Annotated in this window: 20 protein-coding genes and 1 riboswitch; of the genes, 15 read left to right on the top strand and 5 right to left on the bottom strand. The window is 68.6% G+C overall.

The window, feature by feature from the left end; genetic code table 11:
- Positions 1-10: 10 nt before the first annotated feature.
- Entirely contained in the window at positions 11-220 is a 210-nt protein-coding gene (locus QMK30_RS06905; RefSeq protein WP_283516273.1) for a hypothetical protein, read from the bottom strand.
- 180 nt (positions 221-400) lie between these two features.
- On the opposite strand from QMK30_RS06905, the gene QMK30_RS06900 reads away from it, so the two are divergent.
- On the top strand, positions 401-1,375 hold the full coding sequence (locus QMK30_RS06900; RefSeq protein WP_283516272.1) for a carbohydrate kinase family protein: 975 nt from the start codon (positions 401-403) through the stop codon (positions 1,373-1,375).
- 17 nt (positions 1,376-1,392) lie between these two features.
- Here QMK30_RS06900 and QMK30_RS06895 read toward each other — a convergent pair whose 3' ends face one another.
- Positions 1,393-2,784: a cysteine desulfurase/sulfurtransferase TusA family protein gene (locus QMK30_RS06895; RefSeq protein ID WP_283516271.1), complete on the bottom strand. Its 1,392-nt coding sequence runs from the start codon at positions 2,782-2,784 to the stop codon at positions 1,393-1,395.
- A gap of 274 nt (positions 2,785-3,058) precedes the next feature.
- Here QMK30_RS06895 and ctaC point away from each other — a divergent pair, with 274 nt between their 5' ends.
- From ctaC to QMK30_RS06875, 4 genes are all read left to right on the top strand, one after another.
- Positions 3,059-4,027, top strand: a complete 969-nt coding sequence (ctaC, locus tag QMK30_RS06890; RefSeq protein WP_283516270.1) for an aa3-type cytochrome oxidase subunit II — start codon at positions 3,059-3,061, stop codon at positions 4,025-4,027.
- The gene (ctaD, locus tag QMK30_RS06885; protein WP_283516269.1) at positions 4,024-5,760 is read left to right on the top strand and encodes an aa3-type cytochrome oxidase subunit I; all 1,737 of its coding nucleotides are present in this window, start codon (positions 4,024-4,026) and stop codon (positions 5,758-5,760) included. Before ctaC ends, ctaD begins: the two co-directional genes overlap by 4 nt.
- Complete coding sequence (locus tag QMK30_RS06880) at positions 5,757-6,155, top strand: cytochrome c oxidase subunit 4 (RefSeq protein WP_283516268.1); 399 nt, start codon at positions 5,757-5,759, stop codon at positions 6,153-6,155. The genes ctaD and QMK30_RS06880 overlap by 4 nt, the downstream gene beginning before the upstream one ends.
- Before the next feature lie 111 nt (positions 6,156-6,266).
- Positions 6,267-7,520 (top strand): L,D-transpeptidase, encoded by a 1,254-nt coding sequence (locus QMK30_RS06875; protein WP_283516267.1) that lies wholly within the window; start codon positions 6,267-6,269, stop codon positions 7,518-7,520.
- 36 nt (positions 7,521-7,556) lie between these two features.
- On the opposite strand, the gene QMK30_RS06870 is transcribed toward QMK30_RS06875, so the two are convergent.
- Positions 7,557-7,958, bottom strand: a complete 402-nt coding sequence (locus QMK30_RS06870; RefSeq protein WP_283516266.1) for a hypothetical protein — start codon at positions 7,956-7,958, stop codon at positions 7,557-7,559.
- A gap of 178 nt (positions 7,959-8,136) precedes the next feature.
- Between QMK30_RS06870 and ctaE the strand changes: the two genes are divergently transcribed.
- The 6 genes from ctaE to QMK30_RS06840 all read left to right on the top strand — a co-directional run bounded on the left by ctaE (position 8,137) and on the right by QMK30_RS06840 (position 15,267).
- Positions 8,137-8,757, top strand: coding sequence for an aa3-type cytochrome oxidase subunit III (gene ctaE, locus QMK30_RS06865; protein WP_283516265.1), 621 nt, complete (start codon positions 8,137-8,139; stop codon positions 8,755-8,757).
- 64 nt (positions 8,758-8,821) lie between these two features.
- Complete coding sequence (qcrC, locus tag QMK30_RS06860) at positions 8,822-9,631, top strand: cytochrome bc1 complex diheme cytochrome c subunit (protein ID WP_283516264.1); 810 nt, start codon at positions 8,822-8,824, stop codon at positions 9,629-9,631.
- Complete coding sequence (qcrA, locus tag QMK30_RS06855) at positions 9,628-10,680, top strand: cytochrome bc1 complex Rieske iron-sulfur subunit (RefSeq protein ID WP_283516263.1); 1,053 nt, start codon at positions 9,628-9,630, stop codon at positions 10,678-10,680. Before qcrC ends, qcrA begins: the two co-directional genes overlap by 4 nt.
- Positions 10,677-12,305 (top strand): cytochrome bc1 complex cytochrome b subunit, encoded by a 1,629-nt coding sequence (gene qcrB, locus QMK30_RS06850; protein ID WP_283516262.1) that lies wholly within the window; start codon positions 10,677-10,679, stop codon positions 12,303-12,305. Before qcrA ends, qcrB begins: the two co-directional genes overlap by 4 nt.
- 132 nt (positions 12,306-12,437) lie before the next feature.
- A complete protein-coding gene (trpD, locus tag QMK30_RS06845; protein ID WP_283516261.1) occupies positions 12,438-13,502 on the top strand; it encodes an anthranilate phosphoribosyltransferase in 1,065 nt (354 codons plus the stop codon).
- Between the two features lie 85 nt (positions 13,503-13,587).
- Positions 13,588-13,704, top strand: a riboswitch (SAM riboswitch).
- Between the two features lie 177 nt (positions 13,705-13,881).
- The gene (locus QMK30_RS06840; protein ID WP_283516260.1) at positions 13,882-15,267 is read left to right on the top strand and encodes an aminotransferase class V-fold PLP-dependent enzyme; all 1,386 of its coding nucleotides are present in this window, start codon (positions 13,882-13,884) and stop codon (positions 15,265-15,267) included.
- Positions 15,268-15,349: 82 nt separating this feature from the next.
- Here QMK30_RS06840 and QMK30_RS06835 read toward each other — a convergent pair whose 3' ends face one another.
- Both QMK30_RS06835 and QMK30_RS06830 read right to left on the bottom strand, forming a co-directional pair.
- The gene (locus QMK30_RS06835; RefSeq protein WP_283516259.1) at positions 15,350-15,631 is read right to left on the bottom strand and encodes an Lrp/AsnC family transcriptional regulator; all 282 of its coding nucleotides are present in this window, start codon (positions 15,629-15,631) and stop codon (positions 15,350-15,352) included.
- Positions 15,628-16,338, bottom strand: coding sequence for a rhomboid family intramembrane serine protease (locus QMK30_RS06830; RefSeq protein ID WP_283516258.1), 711 nt, complete (start codon positions 16,336-16,338; stop codon positions 15,628-15,630). The genes QMK30_RS06835 and QMK30_RS06830 overlap by 4 nt, the downstream gene beginning before the upstream one ends.
- Before the next feature lie 134 nt (positions 16,339-16,472).
- On the opposite strand from QMK30_RS06830, the gene QMK30_RS06825 reads away from it, so the two are divergent.
- The 4 genes from QMK30_RS06825 (at position 16,473) to QMK30_RS06810 (ending at position 20,747) form a co-directional block, all read left to right on the top strand.
- Positions 16,473-16,715 carry a hypothetical protein gene (locus QMK30_RS06825; protein WP_283516257.1) on the top strand — a complete coding sequence of 81 codons (243 nt, stop codon included), beginning with the start codon at positions 16,473-16,475 and terminating at the stop codon, positions 16,713-16,715.
- Positions 16,716-16,750: 35 nt separating this feature from the next.
- Positions 16,751-18,109, top strand: coding sequence for an NYN domain-containing protein (locus QMK30_RS06820; protein ID WP_283516256.1), 1,359 nt, complete (start codon positions 16,751-16,753; stop codon positions 18,107-18,109).
- 301 nt (positions 18,110-18,410) lie between these two features.
- Positions 18,411-19,436 carry a C40 family peptidase gene (locus tag QMK30_RS06815; RefSeq protein ID WP_283516255.1) on the top strand — a complete coding sequence of 342 codons (1,026 nt, stop codon included), beginning with the start codon at positions 18,411-18,413 and terminating at the stop codon, positions 19,434-19,436.
- A gap of 282 nt (positions 19,437-19,718) precedes the next feature.
- Complete coding sequence (locus QMK30_RS06810; RefSeq protein ID WP_283516254.1) at positions 19,719-20,747, top strand: C40 family peptidase; 1,029 nt, start codon at positions 19,719-19,721, stop codon at positions 20,745-20,747.
- Positions 20,748-20,777 lie beyond the last annotated feature (30 nt).

Here is a 20,777-nt window from a genome sequence, read left to right as displayed (position 1 = left end):
AGCGCCGGGCTCAGCCGCCGTACTCCGACATCCCGCCCACCAGCCGGGCGGACGCCGGCGGCACGGTGACGCCGTGGATCAGGGAGGCCGGCACGGGAGCGGGCGCCGCCGCCGCGGGTACCGCCCAGTGCGGAACCATGCGGGCGCAGTCGCCGCGCAGTTCCTCCATGCCGCCGTCCAGCTCGACCGGTGCGGGGACCGTGACGCTGTGCTTTTGCATGCGGGCTGCTCCCGTGGCTTTCGGGGCCGCATCGACGCGAACCCTCGTGCTGGCACCGTATGCAGGCAGGGTTGCAGGAAAAAAGCCCTACTATCGGGTAGTTTTGCCTCTTCGTGTGAGGGCCGGTGACCCGATAGCGTGAACTGTCCCCCCGTCGCCCTCCGCAGGAGCAGCCACGCCGTGCGTATCGCAGTCACCGGCTCCATCGCCACCGACCACCTCATGACCTTCCCCGGCCGCTTCGCCGACCAGCTGGTCGCGGATCAGCTGCACACGGTCTCCCTCTCGTTCCTCGTCGACAACCTCGACGTACGCCGGGGCGGTGTGGGCGCCAACATCTGCTTCGGGATGGGCCAGCTCGGCACCGGACCGATCCTGGTCGGTGCCGCGGGCTCCGACTTCGACGAGTACCGCGCCTGGCTCGACCGGCACGGTGTCGACACCGAATCGGTGCGCATCTCCGAGGTCCTGCACACCGCCCGCTTCGTGTGCACCACCGACGCCGACCACAACCAGATCGGCTCCTTCTACACGGGCGCCATGAGCGAGGCCCGCCAGATCGAGCTCAAGAAGGTGGCCGACCGGGTCGGCGGCCTCGACCTGGTGCTGATCGGCGCGGACGACCCCGAGGCGATGCTCCGCCACACCGAGGAGTGCAAGGCCCGGTCCATCCCGTTCGCCGCGGACTTCTCGCAGCAGATCGCGCGGATGAGCGGCGACGACATCCGCACCCTGCTCGACGGCGCGACGTACCTCTTCTCCAACGAGTACGAGAAGGGGCTCATCGAGTCCAAGACCGGCTGGACCGACGCGGAGATCCTCGCCAAGGTCGGTCACCGCGTCACCACCCTCGGCTCGCGCGGAGTGCGCATCGAGAGCGTCGGCGCCGAGCCGATCCTGGTGGGCTGCGCGGAGGAGGACGCGAAGGTCGACCCGACCGGCGTCGGCGACGCCTTCCGCGCGGGCTTCCTCTCCGGCCTCGCCTGGGGCGTCGGCCTGGAGCGCGCCGCGCAGGTCGGCTGCATGCTGGCGACCCTGGTCATCGAGACCCTCGGCACGCAGGAGTACACGCTGAGCCGCGCCCGCTTCATGGAGCGCTTCGTCAAGGCGTACGGCGACAAGGCCGGCGACGAGGTCGCGGCGCACCTCGGCTGATCAGCGCGGCACGGGTGTCATGAGCGCCGGCGGACCACATAGGCGGAGCCACGGTCCGCCGGCTGCTCACCCACGTACTCCTGGTCGCGCATCACGCACCACGCCGGGATGTCGAGCCGCGCGGCCTCGTCGTCCGCCAGGACCGTCACGGTCCCGCCGACCGGGACGTCGCCGATCACCTTCGCCAGCTCGATCACCGGGATCGGGCACCGCCTGCCGAGCGCGTCCACGACGAGCGACACGTCAGCTTTCTCTTCGGTCCGGACAGGGGCGACGTTCACCGGCGCGCCCAGCCGCTCGCGCACCCCGCTCACCGCGCCGGGCAGGACATCGAGGAAACGCTCGACGTCCTCCGCGCTGGTCCCGAGCGGGAGCGACACCCGGACATTGCCCTCCGACAGCACTCCCATCGCCCGCAGCACATGGCTGGGCGTCAGGGTGCTGCTCGTGCAGGAGGACCCGGAGGAAACGGAGAAACCGGCCCGGTCCAGCTCGTGCAGCAGTGTCTCCCCGTCGACATAGAGACAGGAGAAGGTGACCAGATGCGGCAGCCGCCGCACCGGATCACCGACCACCTCGACATCAGGTACGAGCTCGGGTACCCGGGTCCTGATCCGGTCGACCAGCGCCCGCAGCCGCACCGCCTCCCGGTCCGCCTCGGCCCGTACGGCGCGCAGGGAGGCCGCCGCCGCCACGATCGCGGGCAGATTCTCGAAGCCGGCCGCCCGCCCCGACTCGCGCTCGTCGGCCGGGCCTTGAGGCGCGAATCGCACGCCCTTACGGACGACCAGCAGCCCGACTCCGGCCGGACCGCCCCATTTGTGGGCACTCGCGGCGAGTAGCGACCATTCGCCCGCCACCCTTCCCCAGCCCAGCGACTGCGCCGCGTCCACCAGCAGGGGCACACCCGCTGCCCGGCACTGCTGTGCGATTTCGGCCACCGGCTGCTCGGTGCCGACCTCGTGATTGGCGGACTGCAGACAGGCCAGCGCGGTGTCCGCCCGCAGGGCGCGGGCGTACGTATCGGGGGACACGGCGCCGGTCCGGTCCACCGCCACCTCGGTCGACGTACCGCCTGCGGCCTCATGTGCTGCCGCCGAATGGAGCACCGAGGAGTGCTCGACGGCCGACACCACCAGATGGCCGCCGACTCGCCGACGGGCGGCGAGGGCGCCGGAGATCGCGGAGTGCACCGCGCGGGTGCCCGAAGAGGTGAAAACCAGCTCGTCGGGGCGGCATCCCGCCGCGTCGGCCGCGGCTTCCCGCGCGGCGTCGAGCAGCAGCCTGGCCCGCCGCCCCTCGCGGTAGAGCCGGGCGGGATCGGCCCATCCCTCGTCCAGCGAGGCCACCAGGGCCTGTCGGGCGACGGGGTGCAGGGGGGTGGAGGAGGCGGCGTCGAAGTAGGGCACGCCGCCACGCTAGTCCCCACCCCGGCGGACCGGCGTCCCGCCGACAGGGGAGGGGCCGTCAGGAAAGCCCCGGAGGCCCGTATTCCGCCGAGATTCCATCCCTTCGGGGAGCGCTGCGGCGCGTTGGGCACCCTCCCCGCGCGACCCCAAATAGCGTCCAGTAGGGTTTGGTCCGCATAAACATCCAAACCCCTGCCCGCGTCAGGGCCGGCGACCGACCAGCGAGGCGGCCGCACAACCGACCGCGCGGGCGAGACTCTCGGGAAGGCGCTACGTGAGTCCCAACGGCTCCGACCGCTCGTCGCGGCGCCCGATGCGGCGGAAGCTGCTCCAGGTGCTGACCGTGGGCGTGGTCCTGGCGACCGCCTCTGGTTGCTCGTACACATGGGAGGACTTCCCCCGCCTCGGGATGCCTACCCCGGTCACCGAAGAGGCTCCGATCATTCTTTCCCTCTGGCAGGGCTCGTGGGCGGCAGCGCTCATCACGGGTGTGCTGGTATGGGGTCTGATCCTGTGGAGCGTCATCTTCCACCGGCGTAGCCGCACCAAGGTCGAGGTACCTCCGCAGACCCGGTACAACATGCCCATTGAGGCGCTGTACACCGTGGTCCCCCTCATCATCGTCTCGGTGCTCTTCTACTTCACCGCCCGCGACGAGTCGAAGCTTCTCAAGCTCGACGACAAGCCGGCCCACACCATCAATGTGGTCGGCTTCCAGTGGAGCTGGGGCTTCAACTACGTGGAGAACGTGGACGGCAATGCCGCCACGGGCGGGAAGCTCCCCAAGGAGCTCGACGCGATCCCGAACAAGTTCACCAAGCAGTTCCCCGAAGGGGCCGAGGGCGTCTACGCCTTCGGTACCCCGGGCGAGGAGAACCCGCAGAACGGCAACCCGGGTCCGACCCTGTGGCTGCCGAAGGGCGAGAAGGTCCGCTTCGTTCTTACTTCGCGCGACGTCATCCACTCCTTCTGGGTGGTGCCGTTCCTGATGAAGCAGGACGTGGTCCCGGGCCACACCAATGCCTTCGAGGTGACCCCCACCCGTGAGGGCACCTTCATGGGCAAGTGCGCCGAGCTCTGCGGTGCCGACCACTCCCGGATGCTCTTCAATGTGAAGGTCGTCTCTCCGGAGCGCTACCAGCAGCACCTCAAGGAGCTGGCGGAGAAGGGCCAGACCGGCTACATCCCGGCCGGTATCGAGCAGACGGACCCGGCCAGGAATGCGGAGACGAACAAACTGTGAGCATCCTCAACCAACCCCAGGGTGCCGAGGCAGCAGACGACTCGTACGAGAACGAGCTGCCGGTACGGCGCAAGGAGCCGGGGAACGTGGTGGTGAAGTGGCTCACCACCACTGACCACAAGACGATCGGCTCGCTCTACCTGATCACGTCGTTCGTGTTCTTCTGTGTCGGCGGCGTGATGGCACTCTTCATGCGCGCCGAGCTCGCCCGTCCCGGCACGCAGATCATGTCGAACGAGCAGTTCAACCAGGCGTTCACGATGCACGGCACGATCATGCTGCTGATGTTCGCGACGCCGCTGTTCGCAGGGTTCGCGAACTGGATCATGCCGTTGCAGATCGGCGCGCCCGATGTGGCGTTCCCGCGGCTGAACATGTTCGCGTACTGGCTGTACCTGCTCGGCTCGATCATCGCGGTGGCCGGCTTCATCACCCCGAACGGTGCGGCCGACTTCGGGTGGTTCGCCTATTCCCCGCTGTCGGACGCGGTCCGCTCGCCGGGTGTCGGCGCCGATATGTGGATCATGGGTCTGGCCTTCTCCGGCTTCGGTACGATCCTCGGTTCGGTCAACTTCATCACCACGATCATCTGCATGCGCGCGCCCGGCATGACGATGTTCCGGATGCCGATCTTCACCTGGAACGTGCTGCTGACCGGTGTGCTGGTCCTGCTCGCCTTCCCGGTACTGGCCGCCGCGCTGTTCGCGCTGGAGGCGGATCGGAAATTCGGTGCGCATATCTTCGACTCGGCCAACGGCGGGGCGATTCTCTGGCAACACCTCTTCTGGTTCTTCGGCCATCCAGAGGTGTACATCATCGCTTTGCCATTCTTCGGGATCATTTCCGAAGTGATCCCGGTCTTCAGCCGCAAGCCGATGTTCGGTTACATCGGCCTCATCGGCGCGACGATCGCGATCGCCGGCCTCTCGGTCACGGTGTGGGCACACCACATGTACGTCACTGGCGGCGTCCTACTGCCGTTCTTCTCGTTCATGACCTTCTTGATCGCGGTGCCGACCGGTGTGAAGTTCTTCAACTGGATCGGCACGATGTGGAAGGGCTCACTGTCCTTCGAGACACCGATGCTCTGGGCCGTCGGCTTCCTGATCACCTTCGCCTTCGGTGGTCTGACCGGCGTCATCCTGGCTTCGCCCCCGATGGACTTCCACGTCTCCGACTCGTACTTCGTCGTCGCGCACTTCCACTACGTCATCTTCGGCACCGTGGTCTTCGCGATGTTCTCCGGCTTCCACTTCTGGTGGCCGAAGTTCACCGGCAAGATGCTGGACGAGCGGCTCGGCAAGATCACCTTCTGGACGCTGTTCGTGGGCTTCCACGGCACGTTCCTGGTCCAGCACTGGCTCGGTGCGGAGGGCATGCCGCGGCGTTACGCGGACTACCTCGCCGCCGACGGCTTCACCGCGCTGAACACCATCTCGACGATCAGCTCGTTCCTGCTGGGTCTGTCGGTGCTGCCGTTCTTCTACAACGTCTGGAAGACCGCGAAGTACGGCAAGAAGATCGAGGTCGACGACCCCTGGGGCTACGGCCGTTCGCTCGAATGGGCAACGTCCTGCCCGCCCCCGCGGCACAACTTCCTCACGCTGCCGCGGATCCGTTCCGAATCCCCGGCGTTCGACCTGCACCACCCGGAGATCGCGGCTCTCGACCAGCTCGAGAATCACGGGCAGAAGGACACCGCGCTGTTCGGCGGCAAGGAGGTCGGCAAGTGAAGGTCCAGGGACAGCTTTTCATCTGGCTGAGCGTCTTCATCGCGGCCATGGCGATCACCTACGGCGTGTGGTCGAAGGAGCCCGCGGGCACCACGGCCCTCGTGCTCGCCTTCGGCCTGAGCATCATGATCGGTTTCTACCTGGCCTTCACGGCCAAGCGTGCCGACTCGATGGCTCAGGACGACAAGCAGGCCGACGTCGCGGACGAGGCCGGTGAGGTGGGGTTCTTCGCCCCGCACAGCTGGCAGCCGCTCGCGCTGGCCATCGGTGGGGCGTTCGCGTTCCTCGCCGTCGCCATGGGGTGGTGGCTGCTGTACTTCTCGGCGCCGCTGCTCCTGATCGGCCTCTTCGGCTGGGTCTTCGAGTACTACCGAGGCGAAGACCAGAACCAGTAGCACCACCGCGGCATTCGCGAGGGGTCCGGCCACCTGTACTTCAGGTGGCCGGGCCCCTCGTTTGCACTCTCCCGGCGCGCCGGATCCGGCTTATGTTCATAACGTGTCATCATGACCAATTCACCCCGAATCCGGACGGTCCTGAGCTGCTCCCTGCTGGTCGCGTCCCTCGGGGCGGGAGTCACCGCTTGCGGCGAGTCCGACAGTCATCCGCTCTCGGCGAAGCCCTACGACGCGGCGAGCCAGATCTCCTTCAACGGAGCCGCGGGCAAGGCGAAGGTCGACCCGGACAAGCCCCTTGAGGTCATGGCCAAGAGCAAGGACGGCCGGATCACCGACGTGACGGCCACCGACGCCGCAGGACGCTATCTGGCGGGTGAACTCTCCGTCGACGGGGCCCGCTGGCACAGCACCGCCCCGCTGGCCGCAGGAGCGCGCTACGCGGTCCAGGTCAGCACCGAGGACAAGAGCGGCTCGCCGGGCAGGCGCACGCTCACCGTCGACACGGCGCCGGCGAAGAAGAAGCTGAAGGTCACCTTCGGCCCCGAGGCCGGCAAGTACGGCGTCGGGCAGCCCGTCACCGCCGAACTCAGCGCCCCCGTCAAGGGCAGGGAGGCCAGGGCGGTCGTCGAGCGCGGCCTGCGGGTCGAGTCGACCCCCTCGGTGGACGGTGCCTGGCACTGGGTCGACAGTGAGAATCTGCACTTCCGCCCGAAGGAGTACTGGCCCGTCAACGCCACCATCGAGGTGCGCAGCACGCTCGAAGGCATCAAGGTGGCCGACAAGCTCTACGGCGGCGCCACGAAGCCGCTGAAGCTCACCACCGGCGACCGGATCGAGGCCGTCACCGACGCCGGCTCGCACTACATGACGGTCAGGCGGAACGGGGAAGTGATCAACACCATCCCGGTGACCACCGGCAAGCCCGGCTATTCCACCCGCAACGGGGTCAAGGTGGTACTGGGCAAGGAGTACTTCGTACGGATGCGCGGTACGAGCATCGGCATCCCGGAGGGCACGTCGGATTCGTACAACCTGCCCGTCTACTACGCGACGCGCGTCACCTGGAGCGGTGAGTACGTCCACGCGGCCCCGTGGTCCGTCGGTTCGCAGGGCTCCAGTAACGTCAGTCACGGCTGCACCGGCATGAGCACGGGCAACGCCGCCTGGTTCTACGAGACCGTCCGCCAGGGCGACATCGTCAAGGTCGTCAACAGCTACGGCGACACGATGGACACCTTCGGCAACGGCTTCGGCGACTGGAACCTGTCCTGGGACAAGTGGCGCAAGGGCAGTGCCCTGCTGGCCGGCACGCAGGACGGCAGAAGCCCCGTCGACGCGGCCCGGCTGCGGCCGGAGGTCTGACGGGGCCCCGGGGTGTCCGGCGGACCTCCGCGGATGTCAGGCCTCGACGGCGAGCCTTGTGCGCAGCAGGTCGGCCAGCGCGCCGGCGAAGTTCACCGGCTCCACCGGGAGCGTCACCGCGCTCTCGGCGCGGCTCCAGGTGGCCAGCCACGCGTCCTGCGGGCGGCCGATCAGCAGCAGCACGGGCGGGCAGTTGAAGATCTCGTCCTTGATCTGCCGGCAGACGCCCATGCCACCCGCGGGAACCGCCTCGCCGTCCAGCACGCAGACGTCGATGCCACCCTCGTCCAGTGCCTTCAGGACGGCGGGCAGCGTCGCGCACTCCAGGTACTCCACCGGCGGAACGTCCGCGGCGGGCCTGCGACCGGCTGCCAGCCGCACCTGTTCACGGGTGTTCGCATCGTCGCTGTAGACCAGGACCGTGGCGCTCGACTGCATTGTTCCTCCGATTCGTCGGCGGCATCGGCTCAGGCACCGATGCGCGGATGCTACTCCGCCGAACGCCCTGTCAGCACCGGTTCGGGCGGGGCTTCGATGGGCCGTTCGGGCAGGGCGCACGGTCCTGACACACCGAATGGCACCCCCGGGAGTGAGGGCGGGATAAGCGACCGACATAATGTCGGTCGTGGCGACAGCAACGACAGTAGATACCGGGCACGCGCACCCGTCGGTCAATCGGCCGAACCTCACCAGCGTCGGAACCATCATCTGGCTGAGTTCCGAGCTGATGTTCTTCGCGGCCCTCTTCGCGATGTACTTCACCCTGCGATCGGTGATGGGTCCCGACCACTGGAAGGAAATGGCGTCATCGCTGAACTTCCCGTTTTCGGCGACGAACACCACGATCCTGGTGCTCTCTTCCCTGACTTGCCAGCTCGGCGTCTTCGCCGCCGAGCGTGGCGATGTGAAGAAGCTCAGGGCGTGGTTCATTCTCACCTTCGTGATGGGCTCGATCTTCATCGGCGGCCAGGTGTACGAGTACACCCTGCTGGTCAAGCACGAGGGCCTCTCGCTCTCGTCCGACCCGTACGGCTCGGTGTTCTACCTGACCACCGGGTTCCACGGACTGCATGTGACGGGCGGACTCATCGCCTTCCTGCTGGTCCTGGGCCGTACGTACGCGGCCAAGAGATTCACCCATGAACAGGCAACCGCCGCCATCGTCGTGTCCTACTACTGGCACTTCGTCGATGTCGTCTGGATCGGGCTCTTCGCCACGATCTACATGATCAAGTAGGTCGGGTCCGCACCCGTCCCGCATCCAGTCACCGACGCAGAAGATCCTGACACCGGGGTAATCCGTGAAAAAGCTCTCCGCACGACGACGCCATCCGCTGGCGGCGGTCGTCGTCCTACTCCTCGCGCTGGCGGCCACCGGGGGGCTGTACGCCGCGTTCGCCCCCGCGGGCAAGGCACAGGCCGATGAAACCGCCCAGTCCCTCGCCATCGAGGAGGGCAAGAAGCTCTACGCCGTCGGCTGCTCCAGCTGCCACGGCACCGGCGGTCAGGGTGGCTCCGACGGGCCGAGCCTCGTCGGCGTCGGCTCTGCCGCAGTGGACTTCCAGGTCGGCACCGGCCGTATGCCGGCGCAGCAGCCCGGCGCCCAGGTACCGAAGAAGAAGAAGATCTACTCGCAGGCCGAGATCGATCAGCTTGCCGCGTACGTCGCTTCGCTCGGCGCCGGCCCGATCACGCCGACCGAAAAGCAGTACAACCCCGCAGGTGCGGACATCGCCAAGGGTGGCGAGCTGTTCCGTACCAACTGCGCCCAGTGCCACAACTTCACCGGTGAGGGCGGCGCGCTGACCAACGGCAAGTACGCCCCGAACCTCGAGGGCGTGGAGCCGAAGCATTTCTTCGAGGCCATGCAGACCGGCCCGCAGAACATGCCTTCGTTCCCTGACGGCACGATGCCGGAGGAGCAGAAGCGGGACATCATCGCGTACATCCAGACCGTCAACGGCGAGAAGTCCGAGAATCCGGGCGGCCATGCGCTGGGCGGCCTCGGTCCGGTCAGTGAGGGTCTCTTCTCCTGGATCTTCGGTCTGGGTTCGCTCGTCGCAGTCGCCGTCTGGGTCGCGGCCCACACCGCTAAGGCCAAGAAGTCATGAGTAGCCAAGAGATTTCAGAAGAGAACCTGCCGAGTGAGCAGGACACCGCGCACGGCGCGGTAGCCGTGGCGGACGATCCGTTCGCCGACCCGGGGCTGCCGGCCCACAAGCCGCGCATCCAGGACATCGACGAAGAGGCCGCCAAGCGCTCCGAGCGCACGGTCGCGTTCCTCTTCACGCTGTCCATGCTGGCGACGGTCGGCTTCATCGCCTCCTTCGTGACCTTCCCGGTCGATCAGATCGTGTACATCTGGCTGTTCGGCCACGTGAGCGCGCTCAACTTCTCGCTGGGCCTGACGCTCGGACTCGCGCTCTTCTGCATCGGCGCGGGGGCGGTCCACTGGGCCCGCACCCTGATGTCCGACGTGGAGGTCGCCGACGAGCGGCACCCCATCTCGGCCGAGCCCGAGGTCAAGGCCAAGGTGATGGCCGACTTCAAGGCCGGAGCCCAGGAATCGGCCATCGGGCGCCGCAAGCTGATCCGCACCACGATGTTCGGCGCGCTGGCCATGGTGCCGCTCGCCGGTGTGGTGCTGCTGCGCGATCTCGGGCCGTTGCCCGAGAAGAAGCTGCGCGAGACGCTGTGGGCCAAGGGCAAGATGCTGATCAACCAGAACACCATGGAGCCCCTGCGGCCCGAGGACGTGGCGGTCGGTTCGCTGACCTTCGCCATGCCCGAAGGGCTGAAGGAGGACGATCACGAGTTCAACAACGAGATCGCCAAGGCCGCCCTGATGATCGTCCGCATTCAGCCGGCCGACATCAAGGACAAGCGCCAGCTCGAATGGGCCCACGAGGGCATCGTGGCGTTCTCGAAGATCTGCACCCACGTCGGCTGCCCGATCAGCCTGTACGAGCAGCAGACGCACCACGTGCTCTGCCCGTGCCACCAGTCCACCTTCGACCTCTCCGACGGCGCCCGCGTCATCTTCGGCCCGGCCGGTCACGCGCTTCCGCAGCTGCGGATCGGTGTGAATGACGAAGGATTCCTCGAAGCGCTCAGCGGCTTCGAAGAGCCCGTCGGTCCTTCCTTCTGGGAGCGCGGATGAGTACCGTCACCGAACCACAGCGCAAAGAGGCGCCCGCCGGCGAGAAGGTCGCCGACTGGGCCGACGGCAGACTGGGCATCTACAGCCTCGCCAAGGCCAACATGCGCAAGATCTTCCCGGACCACTGGTCCTTCATGCTCGGCGAGATCTGCCTCTACAGCTTCATCATCATCATCCTCACGGGTGTGTATCTGACGCTGTTCTTCCACCCGAGCATGAACGAGGTCGTCTACCACGGCTCGTACGTGCCGATGCAGGGCATCCGTATGACGGAGGCCTACGCGTCGACCCTGGAGATCAGCTTCGACGTCCGCGGCGGTCTGCTCATCCGGCAGATCCACCACTGGGCCGCGCTGATCTTCCTCGCCGCGATGTTCGTGCACATGATGCGCGTGTTCTTCACGGGCGCCTTCCGTAAGCCGCGTGAGATCAACTGGCTGTTCGGCTTCCTGCTGTTCGTCCTGGGCATGTTCACCGGTTTCACCGGCTACTCGCTCCCGGACGACCTGCTGTCGGGCACCGGTGTCCGCTTCACCCAGGGCGCGATCCTGTCCATGCCGGTCGTCGGCACGTACATCTCGATGTTCCTGTTCGGCGGCGAGTTCCCCGGCCACGACATGGTGGCCAGGTTCTACTCGATCCACATCCTGCTGTTGCCGGGCATCATGCTCGGCCTCGTGGTGGCGCACCTGATCCTGGTCTTCTATCACAAGCACACGCAGTTCGCGGGCCCCGGCCGCACCAACAAGAACGTCGTCGGCATGCCGCTGCTGCCGGTCTACATGGCCAAGGCCGGAGGCTTCTTCTTCCTGGTCTTCGGTGTCATCGCGGCCATCTCGGCGATGTTCACGATCAACCCGGTCTGGGCGCTCGGTCCCTACCGGCCCGACCAGGTCTCCACCGGCGCACAGCCCGACTGGTACATGGGCTTCGCCGAGGGTCTGATCCGAGTGATGCCGGGCTGGGAGATCAACATCTGGGGCCACACCCTGGCCCTGGGCGTGATGATCCCGCTGATGATCTTCCCGCTGGTGCTGGGCGCGATCGCGGTCTATCCGTTCATCGAGTCCTGGGTCACCGGGGACAAGCGCGAGCACCACATCCTGGACCGCCCGCGCAACGCCCCGACGCGTACCGGTTTCGGTGCGGCCTGGATCGCGGCGTACTTCATCATGCTGATCGGTGGCGGCAACGACATCTGGGCCACCCACTTCAGTCTGTCGATCAACACGATCACCTGGTTCGTCCGGATCTTCTTCTTCGCCGGACCGGTCCTCGTGTTCATCGCCACCAAGCGGATCTGCATGGGTCTGCAGCGGCGCGACGCGGAGAAGGTGCTGCATGGACGCGAGTCCGGCATCATCAAGCGGCTGCCGCACGGTGAGTTCGTCGAGGTCCACCAGCCGCTCAACCAGGAGCAGCTTCACACCCTCACGTCGCACGATCAGTACGAGCCGGCCGAGCTCGGTGCGACGGTCGACGAGAACGGCGTGCGGCGCAAGGTCTCCGGCTCGCAGAAGCTGAAGGTCAAGCTGAGCAAGGGCATGTACGGCGAGGGCAACCAGATTCCCAAGCCCACCGCCGACGAGTACAAGGAGATCACCAGCGGCCACGGCCACCACTGATCACCTGAGCATGTGACCGAAAGGTCGCCACGGCAGGAGCCCCGTCCATTCGCTGGACGGGGCTCCTCGCCGTTCCCGGGGGCTGGATAGGGTGGGGCCATCCCTATTCGGCTGTGGACCCAGGAGCGGACCATGAACGTTGTGACCCCGGTTGGCGGCGACAGCGTGGCGGCCGGCTCCTGGCCGGGTGTGCTGAACTCCCTGCTGCGCCGCGAGAACCTGACCGCGGACGACACCGCCTGGGCCATGGACCGCATCATGACCGGCGAGGCGACCGACGCCCAGATCGCAGGGTTCGCGGTCGCGCTGCGGGCCAAGGGCGAGACCGTCGACGAGGTCTCCGGAATGGTCCGCGCGATGTACGCGCACGCCAACACCATCGAGGTGCCAGGCCGCACCGTCGACATCGTGGGCACCGGCGGCGACCTGGCCAAGACCGTCAACATCTCCACGATGTCGGCGATCGTCGTCGCGGGCACCGGCGCCAAGGTCGTCAAGCACGGCAACCGCGCCGCCTCCTCGGCGAGCGGCGCATCGGACGTCCTGGAGAAGCTCGGCGTCAACCTGGAGCTGACACCGCGGCGCGTCGCCGAGGTCGCGGAGGAGGCGGGCATCACCTTCTGCTTCGCCGTGAAGTTCCACCCGGCCCTGCGGTACGCCGCGAAGGCGCGCAAGGAGCTGGGCGCGCAGACCACCTTCAACATCCTCGGCCCGCTGACGAACCCGGCGCGGGTACGGGCCCAGGCGGTCGGGGTCGCGGACGCCCGGATGGCCCCGATCGTGGCGGGTGTCCTCGCCGAACGGGGGAACTCCGCGCTGGTCTTCCGCGGCGACGACGGGCTCGACGAGCTGACCACCACCGCGACCTCACGCGTCTGGGTGGTGCGCGACGGAGCCGTCCGCGAGGAGTCCTTCGATCCGCGTCACGTGGGCCTGGAGATCGTGCCTGTGGAGGCGCTGCGGGGCGCGGACGCGTCGTACAACGCGGACGTCGCCCGCCGGCTGCTGGCGGGCGAGACCGGGGCCGTGCGCGAAGCGGTGCTGCTCAATACGGCGGCGGCGCTGGTCGCGCTGGACCCGACCGACGCGTCCCTGGCCGATCAGCTCGCGGCGGGCATCACCAAGGCCGCCGAGGCGATCGACTCGGGGGCGGCCCGCGCGGCGCTGGAGCGCTGGGTGGCTGCCAGCAACAGCTGAGACATCCGTCCGTGTGACACAGGGCGCAGTCCGGAGTCCGGACTGCGCCTTGCGCCTTTTTGAACGTGTGGCAAGATTCAGCTCAGGTCATGAGTGACAGCGTTTTGGCCCCGGCTTGCTGTCCGGCAACCCTCCGTCCGTGGCGGGGTGCCCCGGGTGAAGACCAGGTCGTAGACAGAAAGGTCTACGGCAAGCGCGGACCCCTGACATCGTTGAATGTCACAGCCCCTGGGGTCCTGGTCCTCAAGGGAGCAGTCTCGTGAGCAAGCGAATGCGATAGGGCTCGTAGCCCCACTTCCGCATCCCCTTTTCGTCTTTTCCTGCGCTGCCGCACACCTGCCGGCGCAGTGAATTCGCCTGTCCTCCACGGGAGTTCGCCATGTCTGTCTCCACCGCTGCCGCTGACCAGACTCTTTGTTCCCCTCTGCCCGTGCTTGGGCGGGATGTGCTCGTGCCGCTCGTCACCGGTGGCGAGGTCACCTACGCGGCCCTCGACTACGCGGCGAGCGCCCCGGCCCTGCAGCGGGTGTGGGACGACGTGGCGGCGTACGCCCCCTACTACGGCAGCGTGCACCGCGGCGCCGGTTACCTCTCGCAGCTGTCGACCGACCTCTTCGAGAACAGCCGCGCCACCGTCGCCGAGTTCCTCGGCTGCCGTGAGAGCGACCAGGTCGTCTTCACCCGGTCCACCACCGACTCGCTGAACCTGCTGGCCGCGGCGCTGCCCGCCGACTGCCAGGTCTTCGTCTTCGAGACCGAGCACCACGCGTCCCTGCTTCCCTGGCGCGACGCCGAGGTGACCTACCTGAACGCGCCGCGGACCCCGGCCCAGGCCGTCGAGACCCTGGAGCGCGCGCTGGCCGACCGCGAGCCCTACGGCCCGGCGCTGGTCTGCGTCACCGGCGCCTCGAACGTCACCGGTGAGCTGTGGCCCGTGCAGGAGCTCGCCGCCGCCGCGCACGCCCACGGCGCGCGCATCGTGCTGGACGCCGCGCAGCTCGCGCCGCACCACCCGCTGGACATCGACGAGCTGGATGTCGACTGGGTCGCCTTCTCCAGGCACAAGCTGTACGCGCCGTTCGGCTCGGGCGTGCTCGCGGGCCGCGCCGACTGGCTGCAGGCCGCCGAGCCGTACCTCGCGGGCGGCGGGGCCTCGCGCAAGGTCGCCCGGCGCGGTGACGGCGGCGTGGACGTCGAGTGGCACACCACGGCGGCCCGCCACGAGGCCGGCTCGCCGAACGTCATCGGGGTCTACTCGATCGCCGCCGCCTGCAAGGCGCTCACCGAGGCCGGCTTCGACTCGCTGGTCGAGCGCGAGCAGGGGCTGGTCACGAAGGTCCGCGAAGGCCTCGCCGAGGTCGGCGCGGTCAGGGTGCTTTCCCTCTTCGGGGACGACGCCCCGCGCGTCGGCGTCATCTCGTTCGTGGTCGAGGGCTGGAACAGCTCGCACTTCGCCGCCGCGCTGTCCGCCGAGTACGGCATCGGCGTACGGGACGGCCTGTTCTGCGCCCACCCGCTGGTGCGGACCCTGCTCGGCAGCGACGCGCAGGACCCGGGGGAGTGCGGCGCCCCCGAGGCCGAGCCTGGCGAGCGCTCGCTGAACGCGATCCGGGTCAGCTTCGGCGCGGGCACGCCCGACGAGCACGTGGAGCGGTTCGTGGGGGCCGTCAAGGAGCTCGTACAGCAGGGAGCGCAGTGGAACTACCGGACCGAGGACGGCCGTTGCGTGCCGGACCGGGACTCCGTGAACGCGCCTGCGCTCTAGGGAGTCGGCCGCGCGGGGTTCATACCGCGAGGAGGGCGCCCGGCAGGATCACGCGCGGGGCGCCCTTCGTCGCGCCGTGACGCTACGCGTCGAGGCCGATGGCGAAGGCCGCTTCGAGGTCGTGCTGCGAGTACGTACGGAACGCGACGTGCGTGTCGGTGCCCTCGACGCCGGGGATCTTGCTGATGCTGCCGGGGATGACATCGGCGAGGTCGTCGTGCTTGGCCACGCGCACCATGGCGATCAGGTCGTACGTACCGGTGACCGAGAAGACCTCGCTGACGCTGTCGAGCGAGGCGATCGACTCGGCGATCTCGGGGATCCGGTCCACGCTGGTCTTGATGAGCACGATCGCGGTGATCACGGTTGGCTTTCTCCCTCGGTGGCCTGCGCTGGGGCTCTCACTCTATCCGTACGCCTGTACCGCCCCCAGGCGTAGAGGAAGCCCACGCAGAAGCCCACCAGGTGCGCGAGATACGCGACACCGGGCCCCGAGTCCGCGCTCCGCGCCGCCAGCCACTGGAGCGCGAACCAGAAGATCAGCACGATCCAGGCGGGGAAGCGCAGCGGCAGGAACAGCAGGAACGGGAACAGACTGGTGACCCTGGCCCGGGGGAAGAGGAAGAGGAAGGCGCCGAGCACCGCGGAGATCGCGCCCGACGCGCCCACCAGCGTCTGGTCGGAGTCGGCGTGCGCGACGGCGTACGCCAGCAGCGCGAGATAGCCGCACGCCACGTAGAACAGGGCGAACTGGACGCGGCCCATCCGCTCCTCGGCCATCATCCCGAAGACGTACAGGAACAGCATGTTGCCCAGCAGGTGGAGCCACCCGCCGTGCACGAACAGGGCGGTGACCGGGGTGACCAGTGCCGCCCCGGAGCCGCTCAGCAGCTCGCCGGGGATCACGCCCCACCGCTCGAAGTACGCGCTCTGGGCGGCGAGCAGGGTGTCACCCGTGCCGTACGCCGGGTTGAAGCCGGAGACGGGGCCGATGACGAAGACCAGACAGCACACGCCGATCAGGCCGTACGTCACCACCGGACCCCGGGCCGCTTCCCGCCAATCGATCATGGGCAGAGTGTGACGTAACGGGACCGCATCGGACAGAGCGCCTCGCCGGGTCTCACCTGGTCGACGCCCGCCACGCCCGGTACCCGCGAGGCCGTAGGGTTACGGGCAGTAGGCACAACGAAAGAGGACGCCATATGACGACGGTTCCCCTGCCGACCGCCGAGACGCGGTGGCGCTGCGCACTGTGCGGCAATCTCACCCGGTTCGACGTGACCCGCTCGTCCAAGGTCGTCGAGTACGTCCACCTCGACCTGGCCGGAGAGTCCAAGGTCGAGGAACGCGAGGTGGTCAGTGAGACCATCGAGTCGGTGCGATGCCGCTGGTGCAATGCCGTGGACCAGATCGAACTGGTGGACAGGCCGGGAGTCGGCTCCTGAGCGGACCGGCCCGATAGGTGATGGGGTGACGGATTGTGGAGCACGCGCAAGGCGCTGAACCGGCCGGCTCGGCCGGGGACGCCGCCGAGGTGCTCGACCGCCCGCTGCCCGAAGGCGTGCGGCGCAAGGTCGTCGCGCTGGTCTCGGACGCGTTCGGCAGGCTCACCGTCGCCGAACTCCCGGCCCAGTTGAGACAGTACGCCCGCTTCACCCCGACCCGGCGCGCCAAGTTCGCGGGCAACGCGATGGCTGCCGCCCTGGAGGGCGACCCGCTGTTCCGTCAGCGCATCGGCGAGCGGCTGCGCGAGGCGCAGCCCGAGCTGGCGGGCGCCCTGGAGTCCGGGTCGGCGCCAGCCGCCGCCGACCCGGTTGATGTGGCGGCCGCCGCCTATGTGCTGCGCCCCGTCGGCTGGGTCAAGCTGGTGGCCGCCGCGGGCGAAGAGGCGCTGCGCGCGGACGTCGAGCGCGCCGACGAGGCCGCCCAGCGGGAACTGGAGCGGTTGCGCGAGGAGCTGGTGCAGGCCCGCGAGCACACCAAGAGCGAGACCGAGCGGTTGCGCACGGAGCTGGAGACGGCCCGCAAGGAAGTCGACATACTGCACCGCAGACTGCGCAGTGCGCTGAGCGATGTGAAGCGCGGCGAGGCCGCCCTGCGCCGCACGGGCGCCGAGATCGACTCCATCAAGGCCGCCTCCGCCGCTCATGTCACCTCGGCCGAGAGCGAGTCCAGGCGCCTCAAGTCCCGCCTGGGCGAGGCGGAGGCCGCCGCCGAGGCGGGGCGCAGGGCCGTGCGCGAGGGCCGCAGCATGGAGGACATGCGGGTGCGGCTGCTTCTCGACACGGTGCTGGACGCCGCTCAGGGGCTGCGCAGGGAACTGGCGCTGCCGCCGGTCACGCTGCGCCCCGCGGACACCGTGGACGCCGTCGAGCCGGGCCGTATGACCCCCAAGGACATCGCGGCCAGGGCGCTCTCCGACACAGACCCCGCGCTGCTCGACCAACTGCTCGCGCTGCCGCAGGCCCATCTGGTGGTGGACGGGTACAACGTCACCAAGACCGGCTATCCGCAGATGCCGCTGGACAAGCAGCGGCTGCGGCTGCTCGGCGGCCTCTCGATGCTCGCCGCGCAGACCGGCGCCGAGGTGACCTGCGTCTTCGACGGGGCGGAGCTGGTGGCGCCGGTGCTGCTCGCGCCGCCGCGCGGAGTGCGGGTGCTGTTCAGCAAGTCGGGGGTGACCGCGGACGAGGTCATCAGGCAGCTGGTGCGGGCGGAGCCGCCCGGCCGGCCCGTCGTGGTGGTCTCCACCGACCGCGAAGTGGCCGACGGAGTGGCCAAGGCGGGCGCCAGGCCGGTCGCGTCCGTCTTGTTGCTGAAGCGGCTTTCGCGCGTCTAGTAACTGGTGCACGAAATGCCCCAATTGACAGAACGTAACGTCAAGTAGTCATTACTGCGCGTGTGGTGCGAGTAAAGAATGCATCTCTGGTGGAGATTTTTCTCTTGAGGATTTGAACTGATCACAAGAAGGTTACTAAGGTCTGCCCTCGAACCTTCGCGCGGTAGACCACCCATCCGGGGTGGCAGCGAAGGAACCGCCGAGTCCGTGCAGTTCGGTCCAGTTCCGCGGGGGAACCGACCATGGAGCCGGGGATTCGTCCCCACCCGGTAGGCGGCAGAGGAAGAAGGAGCTCGCCTTCGTGGCGTCCCACCGTCGACCCAAGCAGCCGAGCCGCACACGTGTGACGGTGCTCACCGCGACCGCTGCCGCTGCCGTCGCTCTCACGTCACAGACCGCTCAGGCCGACCCCAAGCCCACCAAGAGTGAGGTCAAGGCCAAGGTCGACAAGCTCTACCACGAGGCCGAGGCCGCCACCGAGAAGTACAACGGCGCCAAGGAGCGGCAGGAAACGCTCAAGGAAGAGGTCGACAACCTCCAGGACAAGGTCGCCCGCGGCCAGGGGGAGCTCAACGACCTCCGCGGCGAACTCGGTTCGGTGGCGAGCGCCCAGTACCGCACCGGCGGCATCGACCCGTCCGTGCAGCTCTTCCTCTCGGCCGACCCGGACAACTTCCTCGACAAGGCCGGCGCGCTCGACCAGTTGAGCGGCAAGCAGGCCGAGGCGCTCCAGAAGATCAAGGCGAAGCAGCGCACGCTCGCGCAGCAGCGTACCGAGGCGACCGACAAGCTCGATGACCTTGAGGACGTCCGCAAGGAACTCGGCGACAAGAAGCAGAAGTTCCAGGGCAAGCTCGCCGAGGCGCAGAAGCTCCTGAACACGCTGACCGCCGCCGAGCGCGCGAAGATGCAGGAGAAGGAGCAGCGCGCCAGCCGCGCGGCCGGCGACCGGGTCGAGCTCGGCAACGAGGCGCCCGCTTCCCAGCGCGGAGCCGCCGCTCTCAGCGCGGCGGCGACCCAGCAGGGCAAGCCGTACGTCTCGGGCGCCACCGGCCCCAACTCCTACGACTGCTCCGGGCTGACCCAGTGGGCGTACGCGCAGGCCGGTGTCTCGATCACCCGGACGACGTTCACCCAGCACGCCGACGGCACCAAGATCGGCAAGAGCGAGCTCAAGCCGGGCGACCTGGTGTTCTTCAACAACCTGGCGCACGTCGGTCTGTACGCGGGCAACAACCAGATCCTGCACGCCCCGAAGCCGGGTGCCGTGGTGCGCTACGAGTCGATGGACTACATGGGCACCTTCCAGTTCGGTGTCCGCATCTGATCGGTCCGGACCGCGCGCCCGAGTCGGTGTGCGCGTATCCGACGAACACCACGGGTTGCCGCCGGCACCGCCCATTCGGGCGAATTCCGGTAACTCCCGCTGACGCTCCGCCCCGCCGGTGACCTGGTCCTCCGGCGGGGCGTCACTGTGTGTGCACGGCGCGGTCTTTGGCCAGCGCGTGATCGCACGGCTACTGTCTGCTCGCGCAGCTCCCCGGTCCATTGGTCCGCCCGCCCCGGGCGGCAGGGGGATTGCGCGCAGCGGAAGGGAGTGCGGCTTCCTGTGGCGACCCATCGGCGTCCCTCACAGTCCGGCCTCACGCAGAGCGCCCGGGTCACAGTTCTGTCCGCGGCCGCGGCGACCGCGGCGGCGACACTCGGTGGTGCACCGGCGAGCGCCGACCCCCAGGACACGGCCACCGCCACGCAGGCCCGCGTCGACCGCCTGTACGAGCAGGCCGAGCGGGCCACCGAGCGGTTCAACAAGGCCGACGAGCACGCGGACCAGCTCCGCGAGCAGGTGGCCCAGGCCCAGGACAGGGCCGCACGCGGCCAGGAGAGCATCAACCGCATGCGGGGGGCGCTCGGTTCGGTCGCGGGCGCCCAGTACCGGTCCGGAGGCATGGACCCGGCCGTGGCGCTGCTGCTGTCCGAGGACCCCGACAGCTATCTCGACAAGGCCGCCGTTCTCGACCGCCTCAGTGCCCGTCAGGCGGACTCCCTGCTCGACCTCCAGGCCGCACAGCGCAAGCTGGGCCAGGAGCGCGCGGAGGCCTCCCACAAGCTCACCGAGCTGGAACGCAGCCGGGCCGCGGTCGCCCGCCATAAGCGCGTCGTCGAGCGCAAGCTCGCCGAGGCGCGACGGCTGCTGAACTCGCTGCCGACCGAGGAGCGCGCGGAGCACGACCGCGCGTCGCGCTCGGGCCGCGGCGACACCCCGCCCCAGCCGGTCGGCGCACCCGCCTCCGGGCGGGCCGGGGCAGCGGTGCTGGCCGCGCAGCAGGCCGTGGGCAAGCCGTACGTCTGGGGGGCCAACGGCCCGACGGGCTTCGACTGTTCGGGGCTCACCCAGTGGTCGTACGCGCAGGCAGGCGTCTCCCTGCCGCGCACCTCGCAGGCGCAGCGCTACGCGGGCCGGCAGGTCTCCATGGACCAGGCGCAGCCGGGCGACCTGGTGGCGTACCGCGACGACGCCAGCCACATCGGGATGTACGTGGGCAACGGCCAGGTGGTGCACGCGCCGTACCCGGGCGCTCCGGTGCGCTACGACCCGGTCGGAATGATGCCGGTGTCGTCGGTGACCCGGGTCTGAGCAGGCCGGGACCGGCCCGGTGCGGGCCGC

Source organism: Streptomyces sp. H27-C3 (genome assembly GCF_030063415.1).
Taxonomy (GTDB): domain Bacteria; phylum Actinomycetota; class Actinomycetes; order Streptomycetales; family Streptomycetaceae; genus Streptomyces.
Note: the sequence above shows the minus strand (reverse complement) of the source record. Positions and strands in the feature narration are given on the sequence as shown.

Bases quoted from the DNA above. Each gene is read 5' to 3' on its own strand.
- QMK30_RS06905 (WP_283516273.1), bottom strand. From the start codon at position 220: ATGCAAAAGCACAGCGTCACGGTCCCCGCACCGGTCGAGCTGGACGGC.
- QMK30_RS06875 (WP_283516267.1), top strand. From the start codon at position 6,267: ATGACCAATTCACCCCGAATCCGGACGGTCCTGAGCTGCTCCCTGCTG.
- QMK30_RS06870 (WP_283516266.1), bottom strand. From the start codon at position 7,958: ATGCAGTCGAGCGCCACGGTCCTGGTCTACAGCGACGATGCGAACACC.
- ctaE (WP_283516265.1), top strand. From the start codon at position 8,137: ATGTCGGTCGTGGCGACAGCAACGACAGTAGATACCGGGCACGCGCAC.
- qcrA (WP_283516263.1), top strand. From the start codon at position 9,628: ATGAGTAGCCAAGAGATTTCAGAAGAGAACCTGCCGAGTGAGCAGGAC.
- qcrB (WP_283516262.1), top strand. From the start codon at position 10,677: ATGAGTACCGTCACCGAACCACAGCGCAAAGAGGCGCCCGCCGGCGAG.
- trpD (WP_283516261.1), top strand. From the start codon at position 12,438: ATGAACGTTGTGACCCCGGTTGGCGGCGACAGCGTGGCGGCCGGCTCC.
- QMK30_RS06840 (WP_283516260.1), top strand. From the start codon at position 13,882: ATGTCTGTCTCCACCGCTGCCGCTGACCAGACTCTTTGTTCCCCTCTG.
- QMK30_RS06830 (WP_283516258.1), bottom strand. From the start codon at position 16,338: ATGATCGATTGGCGGGAAGCGGCCCGGGGTCCGGTGGTGACGTACGGC.
- QMK30_RS06825 (WP_283516257.1), top strand. From the start codon at position 16,473: ATGACGACGGTTCCCCTGCCGACCGCCGAGACGCGGTGGCGCTGCGCA.